The organism is Variovorax sp. MHTC-1 (assembly GCF_003984645.1).
Lineage (GTDB): Bacteria > Pseudomonadota > Gammaproteobacteria > Burkholderiales > Burkholderiaceae_C > Variovorax.
In genome coordinates, this window is sequence record NZ_RWKI01000001.1 from 339719 (window position 1) to 359898 (window position 20180).

Here is a 20180-nt window from a genome sequence, read left to right on the forward strand (position 1 = left end):
GCTCTAACTCCTGTTGGATTGGCGCTGGGGATTCTGGGGCTCCCCGGCGAGATTGTCAGCAAAGAACTCGAACCTGTTGCGCCCGGCCGCCTTGGCGCCGTAGAGCGCGGCGTCCGCACGCGCCAGCAGTTCTTCGGCCGTGACGGAAGAATCGGTCGCTTCGTGAAATGCGATGCCGATGCTGGTCGAGACTTCCAGCAGCCGGCCGTCGATCTGGAATGCCGGGGCGTGGATGCGACCGACGATTTTTCGGGCTACGGCTGCGGCCGTTTCCTGCGTGCTCGGGCTCTCGAGCACGATGACGAATTCGTCGCCGGCAAGCCGTGCCACGGTGTCGGTGCTGCGCACGCAGGCCAGCAGGCGTCTTGCGTACTCGCTCAGTACCTCGTCGCCAGCCGCGTGGCCGAGCGTGTCGTTGATCGACTTGAAATGGTCGATGTCCAGAAACATCAGCGCGATCGCGCTGCCCGTACGCCGGGCGCGCGCAATGGCGTTCGGCAGGTACTCGTTGAAGGCGAGCCGGTTCGGCAAGCCGGTCAGCGTATCGACCCGCGCCAGCTCGATCAGCCGGCGCTCCACCTGCTTCAGCGCAGTGATGTCCAGGCTGAGCGAAAAAATGCCGTGCGTCGAACCGTCCGCGCCTACGTCGGGCACGTAGATGACGTGGGTGATGCGATCGAAATCCGCTCTCTTGGTCGCGGCTTCGAACTCGACGCGCTCGCCCGCCAGCGCGCGCTCGAGCGCGGCCTTGCGGGCCAGGTACAACTCGGGGCCTGCCACGTCGCGGATATGGCGGCCCACGAGCGAGGACGGATCGAGCCCCAGCCATTCGCGGTAGGTCGCGTTCGCGAAAGTGATCTTCTGCTCGCGGTCGATGTACGTGATCAGCGCCGGCAGGTTGTCCGTGATGGTGCGCAAGCGCATCTCGCTCTCGGCCTGGCGCAGCTCGGCCTCCTTCAGCGGGGTGATGTTGAAGGTCATCAGGTAGAAGCCCTGCACCTGCCCCTGCAGGTTCTTGTCCGGGATCAGATTGACCTGGAAATAGCCGTCCTTGCCATGGAGCGGCGCCTGGACCGGAAAGCGCACGGCCTTACCTGCCAGCACCGCGGGAATGTGCGGCACATGCTGGGCGTACACCTCGTCGCCCACCGCGGACCGCAAGCTCACGCCGTCGAGCGGACCGTCACCCAAGCCGGCCATCTGCCGCGCCCGGCTGTTGCCGTAGTGGCAGTTCTCTTCGCGATCGAAATAGCCCACCAGGGCCGGAATGCTGTCGGTGACGTCGCGCAGCCGCTTTTCCTGCTCGCTGAGCGCCCTGCGCACCTTGACGTCATCGGTGATGTCGAAGGTCATCGCGAACACGCCCTGCACCATGCCGACATCATCCTGGTCGGGGATGTAGTGGGCCTTGTACGTTCGGTTGGCCATACCTCGCGCCCTATCGCCGCTTCTCTCGACAACTACCGTCTCGCCGGCGAGCGCGCGCCGAAAATAAGGCTCGACCACGGCAAAATCCGCCTCGCCGCGAACCTCGGCCAGCGACTTGCCGACCAGTGCATCGTCCTTGTACAAGGCTCTGAGCTGGGCATTGACGAAGGTGTATCGCAACGACGCGTCGACATGCGAGACGAGTGCTGGAATGCTGTCCGCAATGGTGCGGATCTGCCCCTCGCTGTGTGCAAGACTGAGTTCGATGCGCTTGCGCTCCGTCACATCGGAGGTCACGGCGTAGTAGCCGCGGACCGATCCCGTTCGATCGCGATCCGGAATGAGATCGGTCTGGAAAAAGCGTGCTTGCTCGCCGCCCTTCACCGAGCCTCGCCGCTCGAAAGTCACGGCCTCGCCGGCCAGCACCCGCTGGAGGTAGCGATCCGGCACGGCCCTGTCGTCGGCGCCGTGCATGCCTCTCGCCGGCTGGCCGACGAGCTCGGATGCGCTGCGGCCCAGCTTGTCGCACAGCCTGGCATTCACGAAGCTGAAGCGTCCTTGCGCGTCCACATGCGACACCATGGTGGGAAGGTTGTCGGTGATGTCGCGCAGGAATTTCTCGCTGGATCGCCGCTCTCGCATCAGTTCGTCGAAGGTTCGCGAAAGATCGCCGATCTCGTCGCGCGGGTAGCTGCGTGGCGCCGCGACTTCGTCGGGTGCAGCCTGCGCATCCAGCATGTGCCGGTGCAGGTCCGTCAGCGGCTTCAGCTGGCGTCGCACGACGATCAGTGCCATCGTGCCGGCCAGCAGGGCAAGCACGAGCGCCCCTCCCCAGGCCGCGCGCTCGATGGCATCGATCCGGGCGAAGGCCTCGCTGCGCGGATACATCGAGCCCAGAACCCAGTTGGCGTGGCGAATGCGCTTGAAGGCGTACAGGCCATGCACGCCGGCATCGTTGATCCCCTCGGTCTTGCCCTCGAAGCCCTCGATCGGGCGATCGATCTCGGGGTCCCCGCTCTTCACGGCATTGGATGGATTCAGAACGCGCGCCTCGCGAGGGTGGTCGACCACGACGCCGTCCGTGGTCGTGATGAACAGGTAGCCGGTCTCGCCGAACTTGATGTCGGCGAGCGAGCCCAGAATGTTCCGCTCATTCAGGTTGATCGAGCCCGAGATGACGAACTGCACGCTTCCCGTGCGGTCCATCACCGGTTCCGTGATCGCCACCTGCGCCAGGCCGTTGAGCCGGTTGCGGTACGGTTGCGAGATCACGCCGGCCATGGATCTGACCGTGTCCGAGAAATACGCGCGGTCCTTGATGTTCAACCGGCCGATTCGTTGTGCACCGTTGAAGTTGGCCACCAGATTGCCATCGAGGTCCAGGAGCGCGACGTTGTCGAAGGCCGCTCGAAGAGACTCGTGCTGTTTCAGGAAGGCCTGCAGGGGCGCAGCGTTCGTGAATCCCTGCGTCTCCACGCTTTCGGCGAAGGTCTTCAGCAGGGTTCGCCGGCCCGCGAACTTCTGGTCTACCGCCTCCGCAATGGTCGATACGCGCGCGAACTGATCGTTCGCGATCGACGCCTGCATCCCGGCTTTGACCAGGTGCAACGCGATCGTCGCGATCGTGAACGTGGCTGCCAGCACCACCGCCGCCACGCCCAGGCTCAGGCGCGTGTTCAGGTTGATGCGGCGGTTCTTTAGAACGGATGGATTCATTCGATGGGCACGCCGGCGCGCCGGCTGACCCAAGCTTCCCCGATCTGCGCTGTGCGGGCAAGCGGGGGAGCAATCCTGAATACAAACGATCTACACCACTCTTCGAAAGGTCCAGCTGAACCTCTCTGCATCACGCCCGTTCGATGATTTTCCGGGCCGGGGACCCGCATGATCGATATCGCTTGACTACTGTCGGCGCTCCACGGTTGCCGATCGCTACTTCAAAGTGGCGCCGCCTCGTGCGAGGTACTGACCCGACAGGCGGGCAAACTGGCCGCCATCGGTGCCGATCGAGGTCTGAACGGCCCCCCCAGGACTGAAGACGATCGCGAAAGTGTGAGTGTCACCGTACTCCTGGGTGTTGCGCAGCATGTAGTCGACATGGTTGTCGCGATAGTGCAGGTCGGTGCCACCGGGCGTGGCGGATGGCACACCCATCGGCGTCTGCCACCACAGGATCGGCAGACCATTGCCCAGGGCGGCGCGATAGTCCGAAATCTGCCTCTGGGACTGGTGGAAGTTCGGGCTGGCGATATTGCTTTCGTCCCAATAGAACGGACCGCTTCGTCCCGTGCATTCCGGGTGAGGCGATGGGACTTCCCTGCAGCCCGCGTCGCGGTCGCTCGTCTGGGCAACGATGAAGTCCGCCTGATGTGCCCCGACCGCCCGCATCTGGGCGCCGACCTCGGCAGGGGTGCCGCTCCAGAACGCAGGCGGGAATCCCACCAGCGCCTTGGGCGCGATCTGCCTGGCCATCCGCACCAGGCATTGGCCGAGGCCCCCGGCGGTGTTCGGCAAGCCGCCACATTCGGGCTGGCTGTTCACGACGGCCGCCATTTGCGTCGCATCGCGATTCGGCGCTTGCGCCGCAACGAACCCCCAGAAGTCCGGCTCCAGATTGATCAGAACAGGCGTACCGAGGGCTGCAATGCGCTGGTACATCAGCCGGACCTGCGCCCAGTAGTTGTTCATGAAGGTCGCGTTGGCGATGCCGCTCAAATTGCCCTCGCCGTTCGCCGTCATCTGGTACAGCGTGAACATCGGAACCGCGCCGTAAGCCTGGATGGCCTGCGCTGTGTACGTGACGTACGCCCCGTCGGGACTGTTCCAGCTGGGCCAGGCGCCTGCGCCGACACCCACGAGGTAGGTGTCCACGATGTCCGGGCGAATGTCCTGGCTTTTCATCTGCGCGAGGGTATTGCCCGCGCCGAGTCCGACCAGCACCCGAGCGGGCTTGCCGAGCTTGGTCACCAACGCGACGGTCGCCGCGACGGGCGAAGCGCCTTCACCTGTGCCACCTGTGCCACTTGCGCCGCCGCCACTTTGGCTATCGCCACCCTGGCTGACGCCACTACCGCCTTGGCTACCACTGCTGCCGGCCAAGCCACCACCTTGAGTACCGCCGCTTCCGCCGCCGCAGCCGAACAGGAGCACCGAAAACATCAGTGCATAAACGCATCGTCGGGAAAACATGGTCATGAAAATGCGCTTTTGAGATTGAAAGAAAACCAGCCGCCGCACGCGTCGCGTACTTCGCTTGTGGGGATCAACTCGAGCTGTCGGCAGTCATGTCCAACGGCATGGCGCCGGCGCGGAACAGATCCGCTCGCCGGCCGTGGCGCAAAGTGCACGATCCATGCCCACTTCCCTGCCAAGGAAGAAAACGCGAATTGATCCAAAAAGTGACATGGAGCGTCGCTCCGGATCGGACGTGCGACAGCTATGGTCAGAGGTCAGCCGCGTCGGCGTCGGGCCCGTAGGCCTGCCCTCGAAGTGCGGCAGCGCCGAATCACTCCCACTCGATCGTCGCCGGCGGCTTGCTGCTCACGTCGTAGGTCACGCGGTTGATGCCACGCACCTCGTTGATGATGCGGCCCGAGACCTTCTTGAGCAGCGCGTAGGGCAGCTCGGCCCAGTCGGCGGTCATGAAGTCGCTGGTTTGCACGGCGCGCAGCGCCACCACGTAGTCGTAGGTGCGGCCGTCGCCCATCACGCCCACGCTCTTGACCGGCAGGAACACGGTGAAGGCCTGGCTGGTCAGGTCGTACCAGCTCTTGCCGCTGGACGGGTCCTTGAAGTTGCGCAGCTCCTCGATGAAGATCGCGTCGGCGCGGCGCAGCAGGTCGGCGTATTCCTTCTTGACCTCGCCAAGGATGCGCACCCCGAGGCCCGGCCCGGGGAACGGATGGCGGTACACCATCTCGGGCGGCAGGCCCAACGCCACACCGAGCTCGCGCACCTCGTCCTTGAACAGGTCGCGCAGCGGCTCCAGCAGCTTGAGGCCCAGCTGCTCGGGCAGGCCGCCGACGTTGTGATGGCTCTTGATCGTGACGGCCTTCTTGCTCTTGGCGCCGCCGGACTCGATCACGTCCGGGTAGATGGTGCCTTGCGCCAGCCATTTGGCGCCCTTGGCACCCGCGCTGGTGAGCTTGGCCGCTTCCTGCTTGAAGACGGTGACGAATTCGCCGCCGATGATCTTGCGCTTGGCCTCCGGATCGCTCACGCCGGCCAGCTTGCCGAGGAAGAGCTCGCTCGCGTCGACGCGGATCACCTTGGCGTGCAGCTTGCCGACGAACATGTCCATCACCATGTCGCCTTCGTTCAGGCGCAAGAGGCCATGGTCGACGAACACGCAGGTCAGCTGGTCGCCGATGGCGCGATGGATCAGCGCCGCGGCCACCGAGGAGTCGACGCCGCCCGAGAGGCCGAGGATGACTTCCTCGTCGCCCACCTGCTTGCGGATCGCCTCCACAGCTTCCGCGATATGGTCGCGCATCACCCAGTCGGGCGCGGCGCCGCAGATGCCGAGCACGAAGCGCTCGAGGATCGCCTTGCCCTGCTGCGTGTGCGTGACTTCCGGATGGAATTGGAGCGCGTAGAAATGCCGATCTTCGTCGGCCATGCCGGCGATCGGGCAGCTCTCGGTCGAGGCCATCAGCTTGAAGCCCGGCGGCAGCTCGGTGACCTTGTCGCCGTGGCTCATCCAGACATTGAGCATGCCGTGGCCTTCATCGGTCGTGAAGTCGGCGATGTCGCGCAAGAGCTCGGTGTGGCCGCGCGCGCGCACGGCCGCAAAGCCGAATTCGCGCTTGTGGCCGCCCTCGACCTTGCCGCCGAGCTGGTGTGCCATGGTCTGCATGCCGTAGCAGATGCCGAGCACCGGCACGCCGAGTTCGAACACCGCTTGCGGCGCCTTGTCGGTGGATTCTTCGTAGACGCTTGCGTGGCTGCCGGAAAGGATCACGCCCTTGAGAGCGCCGTCCTTCGCGTACTCGCGCACCCACTCGTCGCTGACGTCGCAGGGATGGACTTCGGAGAACACATGCGCTTCGCGCACGCGGCGGGCAATGAGCTGGGTAACCTGGGAACCGAAGTCGAGGATCAGGATTTTCTGGTGTTGCATGAGAGGCCGGATCACTCCGCGCGGTAGTTGGGAGCTTCCTTGGTGATCTGCACGTCGTGCACGTGGCTCTCGCGGATGCCGGCGGTGGTGATCTCGACGAACTCCGCCTTGTTCTTCATCTCCTCGATGGTCGCGCAGCCGCAGTAGCCCATGCTGGCGCGCAAGCCACCGGACATCTGGTAGACGATCGAGACCATCGAGCCCTTGTAGGGCACGCGGCCTTCGATGCCTTCGGGCACCAGCTTGTCGGCGTTGGGGTTGCCGGTGGTCGATTCCTGGAAGTAGCGGTCGGCGCTGCCCTGCTGCATGGCGCCGATCGAGCCCATGCCGCGATAGCTCTTGTAGCTGCGGCCCTGGAACAGCACGATCTCGCCCGGCGCCTCTTCGGTGCCGGCGAACATGCCGCCCATCATCACGGTGCTGGCGCCGGCGGCGATGGCCTTGGCGATGTCGCCCGAATAGCGGATGCCGCCGTCGGCGATCAGCGGGATGCCGGTGCCGTGCAATGCGGTGGCGACGTTGTCCACCGCCATGATCTGCGGCACGCCGACGCCGGCCACGATGCGCGTGGTGCAGATGGACCCCGGGCCGATGCCGACCTTGACCGCGTCGGCGCCCGCATCGGCCAGCGCGCGGGCGGCGTCGCCGGTGGCGATGTTGCCGCCGATCACGTCGACCTGCGGATAGTTCTTCTTGACCCAGCGCACGCGCTCGATCACGCCGGCACTGTGGCCGTGCGCGGTGTCGACCACGATCGCATCGACGCCGGCCTTCACCAGCGCCTCGACGCGCTCCTCGGTGCCCTCGCCGACGCCGACCGCGGCGCCCACGCGCAGCCGCCCGCTGGCGTCGCGCGCGGCATTGGGGAAACTGGTCTGCTTGGTGATGTCCTTGACGGTGATCAGGCCCTTGAGCTCCCAGGCGCTGTTGATGACCAGCAGGCGCTCGAGCTTGTGCTTGTTGAGCAGCGCCTTGGCCTCGGCGAGCGTGGTGCCGTCGGGCACGGTGATCAGCTTCTCGCGCGGCGTCATGATCTCGCTCACCGGCACGTCGTAGCGGCTCTCGAAGCGCAGGTCGCGGCCGGTCACGATGCCGACCACCTTGCCGCCGTCGAGGACCGGAAAGCCCGAGATGCCCAGTTCGTCGGACAGCTGCATGACCTGCAGCACGGTGTGCGTGGGCGTGATCACCACCGGGTCGCGCAGCACGCCCGATTCGTAGCGCTTCACCTTGGCCACCTGCGCGGCCTGCTCGGCGGCGGTGAAATTCTTGTGCACGATCCCGATGCCGCCTTCCTGCGCCATCGCGATCGCGAGGCGCGCTTCGGTCACGGTGTCCATCGCCGCGGAGACCAGCGGCAGATTCAGCGTGATATTGCGGGAGAGTCGGGTGGCGAGGGAGGTGTCCTTGGGCAGGACCTGGGAGAACGCTGGCACCAGCAACACATCGTCGAAGGTGAGCGCTTTGCCGAGAAGGCGCATGGGTGAAGCTCCAAAAGACGGATTGTAACGATGGCTTGGTACTTACCCGGGCCATGGGTGAATCGCCCAGCAGCAGGAATACCGTTGTTACGTTGCAAAAACGCCCGCAAGTACGTTGCAAAACGTAAGGCGGCGCTAAACTGCCGGCCATGAAAATCGCGCAGCTGCTCGTACTCGGATGGATCTCCTTGCTGTCGCTGGGCGCCAATGCCCAATGGCAGTGGATCGACAAGGACAACAAGAAGGTCTTCAGCGACAAGGCGCCGCCGCCCGAAGTCCCTGAGAAGAACATCCTGCGCCGGCCGGGCGCGCCCTCGTCGCGGCCGAACTTCAGCCCTGCGCCGGCCGCCGAGGCCGATGCCGCCGCTACTGCTGCTGCCGCAGCGCCCGCTGCCCCCGGCGGCGCCAAGCCCACCGGGGTCGACAAGGAACTCGAGGAAAAGACGCGCAAGGCCGAGGAAGCCGAAAAGGCCAAGAAGGCCGCCGAGGCGCAAAAGGTCGCGCAGGCCAGAGCCGAGAACTGCACCCGCGCGCGCCAGGCCAAGGCCACCTTCGACAGCGGCATCCGCGTGGCCCGCGTGAATGCGCAAGGCGAGCGCGAGATCCTGGACGACAAGGCGCGGGCCTCCGAGCAGGAGCGCCTGCAGTCGGTGATCAGCGCCGACTGCAAGTAAATAGGCTCGCCCCCAGGCTTCGCGCACTTCGTGTCGCTACGCCAACCCCCTACCGGGGGCAACACCTGCGGCCCGGCGAAGCCGGTTCCGCGGTGTTTCCCGCAAATCTCCCCGCACGCCTCGAGCCTAGTAGCCGGCCTTGCCGCCTTTGCGGCGATTGGCGAACAAACCGGTTCCGCGCGCGCCCTGTTTCTTGAATCGCTCGCGCCGTGCGACCTTGGGATCTACCGTGAGCGGGCGGCAGAGCTCGATGCGGTCGAGATCCGCCAGAGCCTGATCCCATTCCACCGCATGGCCCCAGATGCCGGGCTGCATCGCCTGCCAGTCGAGTTGCGGAAACTGAATCGGCAGATGGCTTGCGCGCACCGCATCGCGCACCGTCGCGCCTTCGGCCACGCCCAGCACCTCTTCGAACACCTGGCGCGGCGCCGGGGAATACGCCACGGTCACCTGCAGCATCAGGCTTTGTCGTAGATGTGCTCGGCGCGCTTGACGAAGGCCTCCACGAGGTTGGATGCGACCTTGTCGAACACCGGGCCGACCAGCGCCTGCAGCGCGAAGTTGCTGAAGCCGTAGCTGAGGTTGAGCTCGACGCGGCAGGCCCGCTCGCCCTCCTCGCCCACGGGGGTGAACTTCCAGACGCCGTCGAGATTGGAGAATGGCCCGTCGACCAGCTTCAAATGCACCTCGCGGCCCGGCACATGGGTGTTGCGGGTGGTGAAGCTGTGGTGAAAGCCGCTGAAAGCGAGGCCGACTTCGGCCGTCATGCCGGCGGCGTCGTGTTCGATCACCTTGGCCCTGTCGCACCACGGCAGGAACTCGGGATACTTCGCGACATCCGTGACGAGGGCGTACATCTCTTCGGCGCTGTACCAGATCAGGATGGACTTGTGGACTGTTTTCATAGAATCGGCACAGCGTGCGCGACGGATTGTATTGAAGCCATGCAGCCCTCACCTGACACACCATGGCCACAAAAAAACAAGACACCTCCTCCCGGATCGCGGACAACAAGAAGGCCGCGTACAACTATTTCTTCGAAGAACGCTTCGAGGCCGGCATGGTGCTGGAGGGCTGGGAAGTCAAGTCGTTGCGCGAAGGCAAGGTGCAGCTGACCGACGGCTACGTCGTGATCCGCGACGGCGAGCTGTTCGTGATCGGCTGCCAGATCAACCCCCTGCGCTCGGCCTCGACGCATGTCACCCCCGACTCGGTGCGCACCAAGAAGCTGCTGCTGCACAAGGAGCAGATCCGTCGCTTGATCGGCAAGATCGAGCAGAAGGGCTACACGCTGGTCCCGCTCAACCTGCACTGGAAGGCGGGCAAGGTGAAGTGCGAGATCGCGCTGGCCAAGGGCAAGGCCGAGCACGACAAGCGCGACACCATCAAGGACCGCGAAGGCAAGCGCGAGGTCGAGCGGGCCATGAAGAGCCGCAGCCGCTGAAGGAAGAAGCACCATGGCACTCCAACCTCTGGACGCTGCGCGCGTCAACCCGCTCGAAGGCGGTCCCAGTTTCTCGTTTTCCAACCGGCTGCTGCGTGCGGCCTGGAACCTGAGCTGGGCGCTGCTCGCCTCCTGGACGCCGCCGCAGATGCGCTTCTGGCGCCGCTTTCTGCTGAAGCTCTTCGGCGCGCAATTGGGCGAGTCGAGCGACGTACGCGGCAGCGCGCGGGTCTGGTATCCGCCGCATCTGCACCTGGCCGATCGCGCGATGCTGGCCGAGCGGGTCATTTGCTACAACATGGCGCCGATCCGGCTGGAGCGCGCCGCGCTGGTCTCGCAAGGCGCGCACCTGTGCGCAGGCAGCCACGACATTTCTTCTGCGAGCTTCCAGTTGACGGCGAGCCCGATCACCATCGGCGCCGACGCCTGGATCGCGGCCGAGGCCTTCGTCGGGCCCGGTGTGGAAGTGGGCGAAGGCGCTGTGTTGGGCGCCCGCAGCGTCGCTTTCCGATCCCTCGAGCCCTGGACGGTCTACGGCGGCAATCCAGCCAAGCCGATCAAACGGCGGGTGCTGCGCAGCGATCGCTGAATTTTTCGGGCATGGTGGAATAAACCGTGCCCCCATGGCGTTAGTGCAGCGATGGAATCCCGCGCGCTCGTCGACCACATCCCCAGCCTCAGGCGCTATGCACGCGCATTGACAGGCGACGCCTGGGCCGCCGACGACCTGGTGCAGGACACGCTGGAGCGCGCCTGCAGCAAGTGGCGCCTGTGGATCGTGGGCAGCGATTTGCGCGCCTGGCTCTTCACGCTCATGCACAACCTGTTCGCGAGCCAGGTACGGCGTGCGCCGCCGCGCGCCACGGTGGACATCGACGACGTGGCGCATGAATTGAGCACTGCCGACGGCCATCGCGACCGGACCATCGACCTGCAGCGCTGCCTGCTGCGCCTGCCCGAGGAACAGCGCGCCGTGCTGCTGCTGGTGGCGCTCGAAGACCTTTCCTATGCGCAGGTCGCCGGGATCCTGGACATCCCCGTGGGCACCGTCATGTCGCGCCTCTCGCGCGCCCGCGTCCGGCTTCACGACCTGATGGAAGGCAGCGAGTCGCCGGTATCGGGCCGCCCCGGTCTGCGCCGCCTCAAGTAGTCCGCATCTCATCCGCCATGAACAGCCCCACGCCGCCTCCCGACACCGACCAGATCGCCTGGCGAGCCCAGCGCGACGCGCTACGCGAATTGCATCGCGAAGTGCTCGACGAACCCGTTCCCAAAGCCCTGCTGGCGGCGGCCGGGCATCTTGAGGACCGCCGGGCCCGGCAGACGCGCTGGGTGCGCTGGGGCGGCATCGCGGCGAGCGTACTGATCGCTTTCGTCGCCGGCTGGGTCGGCAATCAGCAATGGTCGGCATCGCAACAGACCGGTGCCGCGCTGGCACGCGTGCCGGCCGCACGCGAGTTCGTGCATGCCGCCTCGGTGGCGCACGCGGTCTATGCGCCCGAGAAGCGGCACCCGGTCGAAGTCGTCGCCGCCGAACAGCAGCACCTCGTCCAGTGGCTCTCCAGACGGCTCGACAGGCCGCTGAAGGTGCCCGATCTGTCGGCCGAGGGCTACGCGCTCGTGGGCGGCCGTCTGCTGCCGGGCAGCGAGGGCGCGCGGGCACAGTTCATGTTCGAGCGCGCCGATGGCGAGCGCGTGACTCTCTATCTCGGCAGCCTGGACGCAGCGGCAGCGCCGGCGAAAGCGGGCGAAACGGCGTTCCGCTACTCGGCGGACGGACCGGTGCCGAGCTTCTATTGGATCGATCGCGGTTTCGGCTATGCATTGGCGGGCAAGCTCCCGCGCGATGCGCTGCTGAGACTCGCGGGGGCGGTGCATCGACAACTTTGAGGAAAGGCCCGGGCTAGACTGGCCGGGCCTAGTTTGTTTGCGATCTTTTAACCGAAGGAGAAAACTTCATGAAACTGCTCAGCGCTTCGATTCTTGCGGCCGCCCTGCTCGCCGGATGCGGCGGCATGTCCAGGACCGCATCGGTGCCGGACACCCCGACCCGGACCGCCGACGGCGTGCTGATCGGCCCCACCGGCATGACGCTCTACACCTTCGATCGCGATGCGGTCGGCAGCGGCAAGTCCACCTGCAACGGACCCTGCGCCACCAACTGGCCACCGCTGATGGCGGCCGACACGGCCAAGCCGATCGGCGCCTATACCATCGTCGTGCGCGACGACGGCAAGAAGCAATGGGCCTACAAGGGCTGGCCGCTCTACTACTGGGTCAAGGACACCAAGGCCGGCGACAAGACCGGCGATGGCGTCAACAACGTCTGGAAGGTCGCGCGGCCCTGATGCTCAGCAACGGCCCTTCTTGGCCTGTCCCGGCGGGCAGTGATAGCCGCCGGGGCCGTGATCGTCATGCCGGTCATGACGTTCATGGCGGTCGTCGTCGCGGTGGCGGTGCTTGCCGCCCTTGCGCTTCCAGTTGGGCTCGACCCAGCGCCAGCCGCCGTCGGCACGTACCCAGCGGCCCGGTGCGTAGGCATAGTCGCGGCGCTCCCGCTCCCAGTAGCCCTGGCGCCAGCCGTAGGCGTTCTGCTGCCATTGCCAGTTGCCCGGCACCCAAACATAGCCGACGCGCGGCGATGGCATGCGCTCGAAGCGAGGCGCAGGCGGCGCCACCGCGATGAGGCCCGGCACATGGATGTTGACCGACACCTGGGCCGCAGCACCCAAGGATGCCGCAGCCAGCGCGCCGGCCAGCAGGAACGTGGAAAGTCGCATCGATATCTCCCTCTTGAAATGAAAGCCAAACGGCTCTGGACTTGCACCGGACATCGGTAGAAATCCCAGGTCTAGTGAGTCCCCGGCAAGGGTGCCGCGGACGCGCGGCGGTCGCGCAGCCCGAGCAGTTCATTGAACACCAGCGCGCCGATCACGAGCGCACCGCCCGTCACCACGCTCGAAGCCGGCTCTTCGCCGGCCCCGATCCAGGCCAGGGCAATGCCGAAGACGATCTCCAGCAGCGCGAGCAGCGCCACCTCGGGCGCCTTCAGGATGCGCGCGCAGATGACCGATAGCACGCACGGGATCGCCAGCTGGAACACGCCGAGGAACGCGAGCAGGCCCAGGTCGTGCGAATTGGCCTGGAATGGCCAGGCCAGCGGCAGCGTGAGCAGAGACGAGATCGCGGCGCCCACCAGCACCGAGGGCACCAGGTCGATGTCTTGACCCTTGGCATGTGCATGCTGGACCACGGTCCAGTTGCAGGCGCCGGCCAGCGGCACGCAGAGCGCCACCAGTGTGCCGGCCAGCAACCCGTCGCCGAGCTGTGTGCCGTACATCCAGCCGATGCCGAAGCCCGCCACCACGATGGCGATCCAGGTGCGTGCCGGCAACCGGTGGCCGATGAAGATCCGCGCCGCGAGCGCGGTGAAGAGCGGCCCCAGGGCCATGGTCACGAGCACGTTGGCCACGCTGGTCAGCGTGAGCGCGACCATGAAGGCGGTGAACATCACGCACCAGCAGAGGCCGGAGATCCACAGCGCGCGGCCGCCGTCGCGGATCTTCGAGAACACGGCGCGGCCCTGCCACAGCGGCAGGATCACGAGCAAGGCCAGCAGCGTGAAGAAGCTGCGCCAGAAGGTGATCTCGAAGCTGCGCGCGTGCTCGAGATGGCGCGTGACCACACCCGCCGTGGCCCACATGAGGGTCACGGCGACCATCAGCCAGACTGCGCGGCCGTGAGACAGCGCGGCTTTAGGCCGTGTCGCGGCTGGCGCGCTTGCGCTCATGTTCCTTCAGGAAGCGCTTGCGCAGGCGCACGCTCTTGGGCGTGATCTCGACCAGTTCGTCCTCTTCGATGAATTCCACGCCGTATTCGAGCGTGAGGTCGATCGGCGGCGTGATCTTGATCGCGTCTTCCTTTCCCGAGACGCGGAAGTTGGTGAGCTGCTTGGTGCGCGTGGCGTTGACCACCAGGTCGTTATCGCGGCTGTGAATGCCGACGATCATGCCTTCGTACACCGGATCGTTGGCCCGCACGAACATGCGGCCGCGGTCGTCCAGCTTGCCCAGCGCGTAGGTGAAGATCTCACCGTCGTCCATGGAGATCAGCACGCCGTTCTTGCGGCTGCCGATGTCGCCCTTGTGCGGCTCGTAGCTGTCGAAGATGTTGGAGATCAGGCCCGAGCCGCGCGTCAGGTTCAGGAACTCGTTGGTGAAACCGATCAGGCCCCGCGCCGGAATGCGGTACTCGAGACGCACGCGCCCGCGGCCGTCCGGTTCCATGTTGACCAGCTCGCCCTTGCGCTCGCCCAGCGCCTGCATCACGCCGCCCTGGTGCTGGTCTTCGATGTCGGCGGTGACCAGTTCGATCGGCTCGTGCTTCACGCCATCGACGTCGCGGAACACCACGCGCGGCTTCGAGACGGCCAGTTCATAGCCTTCGCGGCGCATGTTTTCCAGCAGGATGGTCAGGTGGAGTTCGCCGCGGCCCATCACTTCGAAGATGCCCTCTTCGTCGGTTTCCTTGACGCGCAGGGCCACGTTGTGTTGCAGCTCCTTCTGCAGGCGGTCCCAGATCTGGCGGCTGGTGACGAACTTGCCTTCGCGGCCGGCCAGCGGACTGGTGTTGACGCAGAAGTTCATGGTCAGCGTCGGCTCGTCGACCCTGAGCATGGGCAGCGGCGCCGGATTCACCGGATCGGTGACGGTCACGCCGATACCGATGTCGGCAATGCCGTTGATCAGCACGATCTCGCCCGGGCCGGCCTCGGTGGCCTGCACGCGCTCCAGGCCCTGGAAAGTCAGCACCTGGTTGACACGGCCCTTCACGGACTTGCCGTCCGGGCCTTCCATCACGATCACGTCCATCATCGGGCGGATGGTTCCGGCGTTGATGCGGCCGACGCCGATGCGGCCCACGAAGGTCGAGAAGTCGAGCGCGGAGATCTGCAGCTGCAGCGGCGCTGCCGGATCTCCCGCATGGGCCGGCACGTGCTTGAGGATGGTGTCGAACAGGGCCGACATGTCGGGGCCCCACTGCTCGCCGTGCTCGCCCTCTTCCATCGACGACCAGCCGTTGATTCCCGAGGCGTAGACCACGGGAAAATCGAGCTGTTCATCCGTCGCGCCGAGCTTGTCGAACAGGTCGAAGGCGGCGTTGACCACGTAGTCGGGGCGGGCGCCGGGCTTGTCGACCTTGTTCACCACCAGGATGGGCTTCAGGCCCAGCGCCAGGGCCTTCTTGGTCACGAAGCGGGTCTGGGGCATCGGGCCTTCCTGGGCGTCGATCAGCAGCACCACGCCGTCCACCATGCTGAGCGCACGTTCCACCTCGCCGCCGAAATCGGCGTGGCCGGGGGTGTCGACGATGTTGATGTGCGTGCCTTTCCAGGTCACGGCGCAGTTCTTGGCCAGGATCGTGATGCCACGCTCCTTTTCGATGGCGTTGTTGTCCATCACGGTGTCGACCACTTTTTCGTGTTCGGCGAAGGTGCCGGACTGGCGCAGCAGTTGGTCGACCATGGTGGTCTTGCCATGGTCCACGTGGGCGATGATGGCGATGTTGCGAATCTGGTTGGTGCTCATGGTGTCGCTTCGGTCAAAAGTGTCTGCTGGATTTCGATGGGGTTCAGCAAGCGCCCCGGGATCAGTTCGCCGGCCGTGATGTGGGCCGTGCCGAGGAAGGCGTGCGGCGCGCGGCCGAAGACGGCGACTTCCGCCGCGTCGGGCCAACTGCCGCGACGGCGCAGGCCGGAGAGAAAACGTGCCGCATCTTCGGTGTCGAGCGTGACGGTGGTGTGGCCTGCCACAAGGGCTTCGGTCGGCAGCAGCTGCGCCAGGCGTTCTTCCTCGCCCATGGCTTCGAGCGCTTCCAGCGTCACGCATTGCGAGACTTCGAAGCCGCCGGTGGCTGTGCGGCGCAGCGCGGTGAGGTGGGCCCCGCAGCCGAGCGCTTCGCCGATGTCTTCGCCGAGCGTGCGGATGTAGGTGCCCTTGCTCACGGTCGCGAGGATGCGGATCTGGTTGTCCGCCAGGGCGCCGAGCGCCAAGCTATGGATCGTCACATCGCGCGCCGCGCGCTCGACCTCGACGCCTTCGCGTGCGTATTCGTAGAGCGCCTTGCCGTCCTTCTTGAGCGCGCTGTGCATCGGCGGCACCTGGCGGATCGGCCCGGTGAACTGCGCTTCGACCCGCGCCAGGTCGGCGGGCGTCATCGACACGGGCCGCTGCGCGATCACCTCGCCTTCGGCATCGCCGGTGGAAGTCTTCACGCCGAGCCGCGCGACGGCCTGATAGGTCTTGTCGGCATCGAGATGCAGCTGGCTGAACTTGGTCGCCGCGCCGAAGCACAGCGGCAGCACGCCGCTCGCGAGCGGATCGAGGGTGCCGGTATGGCCCGCCTTCTCGGCGCGCAGCAGCCACTTGGCCTTCTGCAAGGCCTGGTTGCTGGAAAGACCCAGCGGCTTGTCGAGCAACAGCACCCCGTGCACAGGGCGCCGCTGCACCCGTGTGCGTGGCGCGTTCATCTCAAGCCGGCGCCGGGCCGCCCCAAGCAGGCTTGCGCCCCCACGGGGGGCAGCGACGCACATGAAATGGCAAGCGTGGGGGCCACATCAGTCGTCTTTGGAACGTGAAGCGACGGCCTGTGCAATCAGGGCATTCATGTCGGCCGCGCGCTCGGTGGTGCGGTCGAACTGGAAATGCAGCGTGGGCACGGTGTGGATGTGCAGGCGCTTGAAGAGCCCGTTGCGCAGGAAGCCCGCGGCCTGGTTCAGCGCGTCGGTGGTTTCCACCGGATCGCCCATGAGCAGGCTGAAGAAGACCTTGGCGTGCGCGTAGTCGGGCGTGACCTCGACCGCCTGGATCGTGACCATGCCCACCCGCGGGTCCTTCAACTCGCGCGCGATCAGCTCCGTCAGATCGCGCTGGATCTGATCTGCGACCTTGAAGGCGCGGTTTGGAGTTGCTGCTTTTCTCTTGGGCATTTGATCAATCACTAGCGTCGCGAGATCGGGCTCAGTGCAAGGCGCGCCGTCGCAGACAGTACCTTGGTACGGCAAGACGGCTGCAACGCGGCAATGAGCTCGATATCGCGGCGCGCCTCACAACGTACGCGCAATCTCTTTGATCTCGAAGAACTCCAGTTGATCACCTTCCTTGATGTCGTTGTAGTTCTTGAGCTTGATACCGCACTCGAAGCCTTCGCGCACTTCGCGCACGTCGTCCTTGAGGCGCTTGATCGAGTCGATCTCGCCCGTGTAGACGACCACGTTGTCGCGCAGCAGGCGGAAATGCGCGCTGCGGTTGACCGAACCCGCGGTGACCATACAGCCTGCGACCGTACCGATCTTGGAGGCCACGAACACGGTGCGGATCTCGGCCGAGCCGATGACTTCTTCGCGCCGCTCGGGTGCCAGCATGCCGGCCATCGCCGTCTTCAGCTCGTCCACAGCGTCATAGATGATGCTGTAGTAGCTGATGCCGACGTTGTTGCCTTCGGCCAGCTTGCGCGCACCGGCGTCGGCGCGCACGTTGAAGCCGATGACCATGGCCTTGGAGGCGATAGCGAGGTTGATGTCCGACTCGCTGATCCCGCCCACCGCGGCGTACACGACCTGCACCTTGACCTCTTCGTTCGAGAGCTTGAGCAGGGACTGCGCGAGCGCTTCCTGCGAACCCTGCACGTCGGCCTTGATGATGATCGGCACCATCTTGACTTCGCCGGCGCTCAGGTCCGAGAACATGTTCTCGAACTTGGCCGCCTGCTGCTTGGCCAGCTTGGTGTTGCGGAACTTTCCTGCACGGTAGGTCGCGATCTCGCGCGCACGGCGCTCGTCGCTCATCACCATGAACTCGTCGCCGGCCTGCGGCACTTCGGTCAGGCCCTGGATCTCGACCGGGATCGAGGGGCCGGCCGTCTTGATGGTCTTGCCGTCCTCGTCGAGCATGGCGCGCACGCGGCCGTAGGTCGAGCCGGCCAGCACCACGTCGCCGGTCTTGAGCGTGCCGGACTGCACCAGCACGGTCGCCACCGGACCCCGGCCCTTGTCGAGTTGGGCTTCGATCACCAGGCCCTTGGCGGCGGCATCCACCGGCGCCTTGAGTTCCAGGATTTCGGCCTGCAGCAGCACCTGCTCGAGCAGGTCGTCGACGCCCTGGCCGGTCTTCGCGGAAACCGGCACGAACGGCGTGTCGCCGCCGTACTCTTCGGGCACCACTTCCTCGGCCACCAGCTCCTGCTTGACGCGATCGAGGTTGGCGTCGGGCTTGTCGATCTTGTTGATCGCAACCACGATCGGAACGCCCGCCGCCTTCGCGTGCTTGATGGCTTCCTTGGTCTGCGGCATGACGCCGTCGTCCGCGGCGACCACCAGGATCACGATGTCGGTCGCCTGCGCACCGCGGGCACGCATGGCCGTGAAGGCCTCGTGGCCCGGGGTATCGAGGAAGGACACCATGCCGCGCGCCGTTTCGACGTGGTAGGCGCCGATGTGCTGCGTGATGCCGCCCGCTTCGCCCGCGGCGACCTTGGCGCGGCGGATGTAGTCGAGCAGCGAGGTCTTGCCGTGGTCGACGTGGCCCATGACGGTCACGACCGGCGCGCGCGGCAGGGCTTCCGCCAGCTGCGCCGACACGTCCTCGTCGGTGAAGGCTTCCGGATCGTCCAGCGCCGCCACCACCGCCGTGTGGCCCATGTCTTCCACGATGATCATCGCGGTGTCCTGGTCCAGCGACTGGTTGATGGTCGCCATCTGGCCGAGCTTCATCAGTTGCTTGATGACTTCCGACGCCTTGACGGCCATCTTGTGAGCGAGCTCCGAGACCGTGATGGTTTCGGGCACGTGCACTTCGAGCACGCGCGCCTCCACCGGCGCGGCCTGCACGCGTTCTTCCTGGCCTCCGCGGTCGTTGCCGCGGCGCCCGCGCGGGCCCCCGCGCCAGTTGCCGCGGCCGACACCGCCGCTGGCATCGCCGCGGGTCTTGATTTCCTTCTTCTTGGCGGTGTCGCCGGCCCAGCTCGACGAGAGTTTGGCCGACTTGACTTCCTTGCCGGCGCCGGCGGCTCCTGGTGCCGTCGTTCCGGGCGCAGCCGGCGCCGCCGTGCGGGCGGCGGGCGTGGCCGGCTTGTGCAGCGTTCCCTTGACCGCGGCCTTGGCTTCAGGCGCAGGCTTCTCGGGCGCCTTGTGCGGCACCAGCACGCGCGCCGGCGCATTCATCATGGCGCGAATGGCTTCCGCCTCGGCCAGGGCCTTGCGACGGCGCTCGTCGAGGTCCTTGGCGCGCACGGCCTCCTCGTCGGCACGGGCCTTCGATTCGGCGGCCGCCTTGGCCTTGGCGTCTTCCTTGACCTGGGCGGCGGCAGCCTCGGCAGCGGCCTTGCGGTCGCTCGCCGCCGGTGCTTCCTCGGGCGCTTCGGGCGCACCTTCGGTCACCGTGGCGGGCTTCTCCGCGGCCTTCTTGCTGCGGGCGGCCTTGGCCTCCTGCTCGGCCTGTTCGGCGCGCTCGATCTTTTCGCGTTCGCGCGCTTCGGTTTCCTCGCGCAGGCGACGCTTCTCGACCAGTTCTTCTTCCTGGCGGCGGATCAGCTCGGCCTGGCGGCGCGCTTCTTCCTCGCGCCGTGCGAGTTCGGCTTCGTCGATGCGCGGCGCAGCGGGCGCGGCCGCGGCCGGCGCCTCCGCCGGCTGCTGCACTGCCTCGGGCGTGGCCGGGTGCCCTTCATCGCGCTGGATGAAGGTGCGCTTCTTGCGCACCTCGACCTGGATCGTGCGCGCGCGGCCGGTGGCGTCGGCCTGCTTGATCTCGCTGGTCGACTTCTTGGTCAGCGTGATCTTCTTGCGCTCAGGCTCGACCGTGCCGTGGCTGGCCTTCAGGAAGCCGAGCAGGCGCTGCTTGTCGGCCTCGGTGAGCGCATCGGTCGGGGCGGCCTTGGCCACTCCTGCGCTCTTGAGCTGGTCAAGCAGGATTTCGGGAGTCTTCTTGAGCTCGTTCGCGAACTCGGCGACAGTGGTACTGGACATATTGGTTTCGTGC

18 protein-coding genes are annotated in these 20180 nt (G+C 66.1%); 6 read left to right on the top strand and 12 right to left on the bottom strand.

Translation table 11 applies throughout. From position 1 onward, the window contains the following. Positions 1 to 3: 3 nt before the first annotated feature. From EJI01_RS01600 to guaB, 4 genes are all read right to left on the bottom strand, one after another. The gene (locus EJI01_RS01600) at positions 4 to 3144 is read right to left on the bottom strand and encodes a PAS domain-containing protein (protein ID WP_126835361.1); all 3141 of its coding nucleotides are present in this window, start codon (positions 3142 to 3144) and stop codon (positions 4 to 6) included. A 216-nt stretch (positions 3145 to 3360) separates the two neighbouring features. After that, complete coding sequence (locus EJI01_RS01605) at positions 3361 to 4623, bottom strand: hypothetical protein (protein ID WP_260602267.1); 1263 nt, start codon at positions 4621 to 4623, stop codon at positions 3361 to 3363. Positions 4624 to 4933: 310 nt separating this feature from the next. Further along, complete coding sequence (gene guaA, locus EJI01_RS01610) at positions 4934 to 6547, bottom strand: glutamine-hydrolyzing GMP synthase (RefSeq protein WP_126835362.1); 1614 nt, start codon at positions 6545 to 6547, stop codon at positions 4934 to 4936. A gap of 11 nt (positions 6548 to 6558) precedes the next feature. Further along, complete coding sequence (guaB, locus tag EJI01_RS01615) at positions 6559 to 8028, bottom strand: IMP dehydrogenase (protein WP_126835363.1); 1470 nt, start codon at positions 8026 to 8028, stop codon at positions 6559 to 6561. Positions 8029 to 8177: 149 nt separating this feature from the next. Here guaB and EJI01_RS01620 point away from each other — a divergent pair, with 149 nt between their 5' ends. Further along, positions 8178 to 8702 carry a DUF4124 domain-containing protein gene (locus EJI01_RS01620; protein ID WP_126835364.1) on the top strand — a complete coding sequence of 175 codons (525 nt, stop codon included), beginning with the start codon at positions 8178 to 8180 and terminating at the stop codon, positions 8700 to 8702. 126 nt (positions 8703 to 8828) lie between these two features. Here EJI01_RS01620 and EJI01_RS01625 read toward each other — a convergent pair whose 3' ends face one another. Further along, positions 8829 to 9161 (bottom strand): RnfH family protein, encoded by a 333-nt coding sequence (locus tag EJI01_RS01625; protein ID WP_126835365.1) that lies wholly within the window; start codon positions 9159 to 9161, stop codon positions 8829 to 8831. Then, positions 9161 to 9607 carry a type II toxin-antitoxin system RatA family toxin gene (locus tag EJI01_RS01630; protein WP_126835366.1) on the bottom strand — a complete coding sequence of 149 codons (447 nt, stop codon included), beginning with the start codon at positions 9605 to 9607 and terminating at the stop codon, positions 9161 to 9163. The genes EJI01_RS01625 and EJI01_RS01630 overlap by 1 nt, the downstream gene beginning before the upstream one ends. A gap of 62 nt (positions 9608 to 9669) precedes the next feature. On the opposite strand from EJI01_RS01630, the gene smpB reads away from it, so the two are divergent. The 5 genes from smpB to EJI01_RS01655 all read left to right on the top strand — a co-directional run bounded on the left by smpB (position 9670) and on the right by EJI01_RS01655 (position 12494). Continuing rightward, positions 9670 to 10146: an SsrA-binding protein SmpB gene (gene smpB / locus EJI01_RS01635; RefSeq protein ID WP_126835367.1), complete on the top strand. Its 477-nt coding sequence runs from the start codon at positions 9670 to 9672 to the stop codon at positions 10144 to 10146. 13 nt (positions 10147 to 10159) lie between these two features. Further along, complete coding sequence (locus EJI01_RS01640; RefSeq protein WP_126835368.1) at positions 10160 to 10735, top strand: putative colanic acid biosynthesis acetyltransferase; 576 nt, start codon at positions 10160 to 10162, stop codon at positions 10733 to 10735. Positions 10736 to 10786: 51 nt separating this feature from the next. Then, the gene (locus tag EJI01_RS01645) at positions 10787 to 11296 is read left to right on the top strand and encodes an RNA polymerase sigma factor (RefSeq protein ID WP_126835369.1); all 510 of its coding nucleotides are present in this window, start codon (positions 10787 to 10789) and stop codon (positions 11294 to 11296) included. Between the two features lie 17 nt (positions 11297 to 11313). Continuing rightward, complete coding sequence (locus tag EJI01_RS01650; RefSeq protein ID WP_126835370.1) at positions 11314 to 12036, top strand: anti-sigma factor family protein; 723 nt, start codon at positions 11314 to 11316, stop codon at positions 12034 to 12036. Positions 12037 to 12104: 68 nt separating this feature from the next. After that, the gene (locus EJI01_RS01655; protein ID WP_126835371.1) at positions 12105 to 12494 is read left to right on the top strand and encodes an ATP-binding protein; all 390 of its coding nucleotides are present in this window, start codon (positions 12105 to 12107) and stop codon (positions 12492 to 12494) included. A 3-nt stretch (positions 12495 to 12497) separates the two neighbouring features. Here EJI01_RS01655 and EJI01_RS01660 read toward each other — a convergent pair whose 3' ends face one another. The 6 genes from EJI01_RS01660 to infB all read right to left on the bottom strand — a co-directional run bounded on the left by EJI01_RS01660 (position 12498) and on the right by infB (position 20167). Next, complete coding sequence (locus EJI01_RS01660) at positions 12498 to 12926, bottom strand: YXWGXW repeat-containing protein (RefSeq protein WP_126835372.1); 429 nt, start codon at positions 12924 to 12926, stop codon at positions 12498 to 12500. Positions 12927 to 12997: 71 nt separating this feature from the next. Next, complete coding sequence (locus EJI01_RS01665; protein ID WP_185878782.1) at positions 12998 to 13867, bottom strand: DMT family transporter; 870 nt, start codon at positions 13865 to 13867, stop codon at positions 12998 to 13000. 34 nt (positions 13868 to 13901) lie between these two features. After that, positions 13902 to 15734, bottom strand: a complete 1833-nt coding sequence (gene typA, locus EJI01_RS01670) for a translational GTPase TypA (protein ID WP_126835374.1) — start codon at positions 15732 to 15734, stop codon at positions 13902 to 13904. After that, entirely contained in the window at positions 15731 to 16675 is a 945-nt protein-coding gene (truB, locus tag EJI01_RS01675; RefSeq protein ID WP_126835375.1) for a tRNA pseudouridine(55) synthase TruB, read from the bottom strand. Before truB ends, typA begins: the two co-directional genes overlap by 4 nt. Positions 16676 to 16762: 87 nt before the next feature. Next, a complete protein-coding gene (gene rbfA, locus EJI01_RS01680) occupies positions 16763 to 17134 on the bottom strand; it encodes a 30S ribosome-binding factor RbfA (protein ID WP_126835376.1) in 372 nt (123 codons plus the stop codon). 117 nt (positions 17135 to 17251) lie between these two features. Then, a complete protein-coding gene (infB, locus tag EJI01_RS01685) occupies positions 17252 to 20167 on the bottom strand; it encodes a translation initiation factor IF-2 (RefSeq protein ID WP_126835377.1) in 2916 nt (971 codons plus the stop codon). Positions 20168 to 20180: the final 13 nt, after the last annotated feature.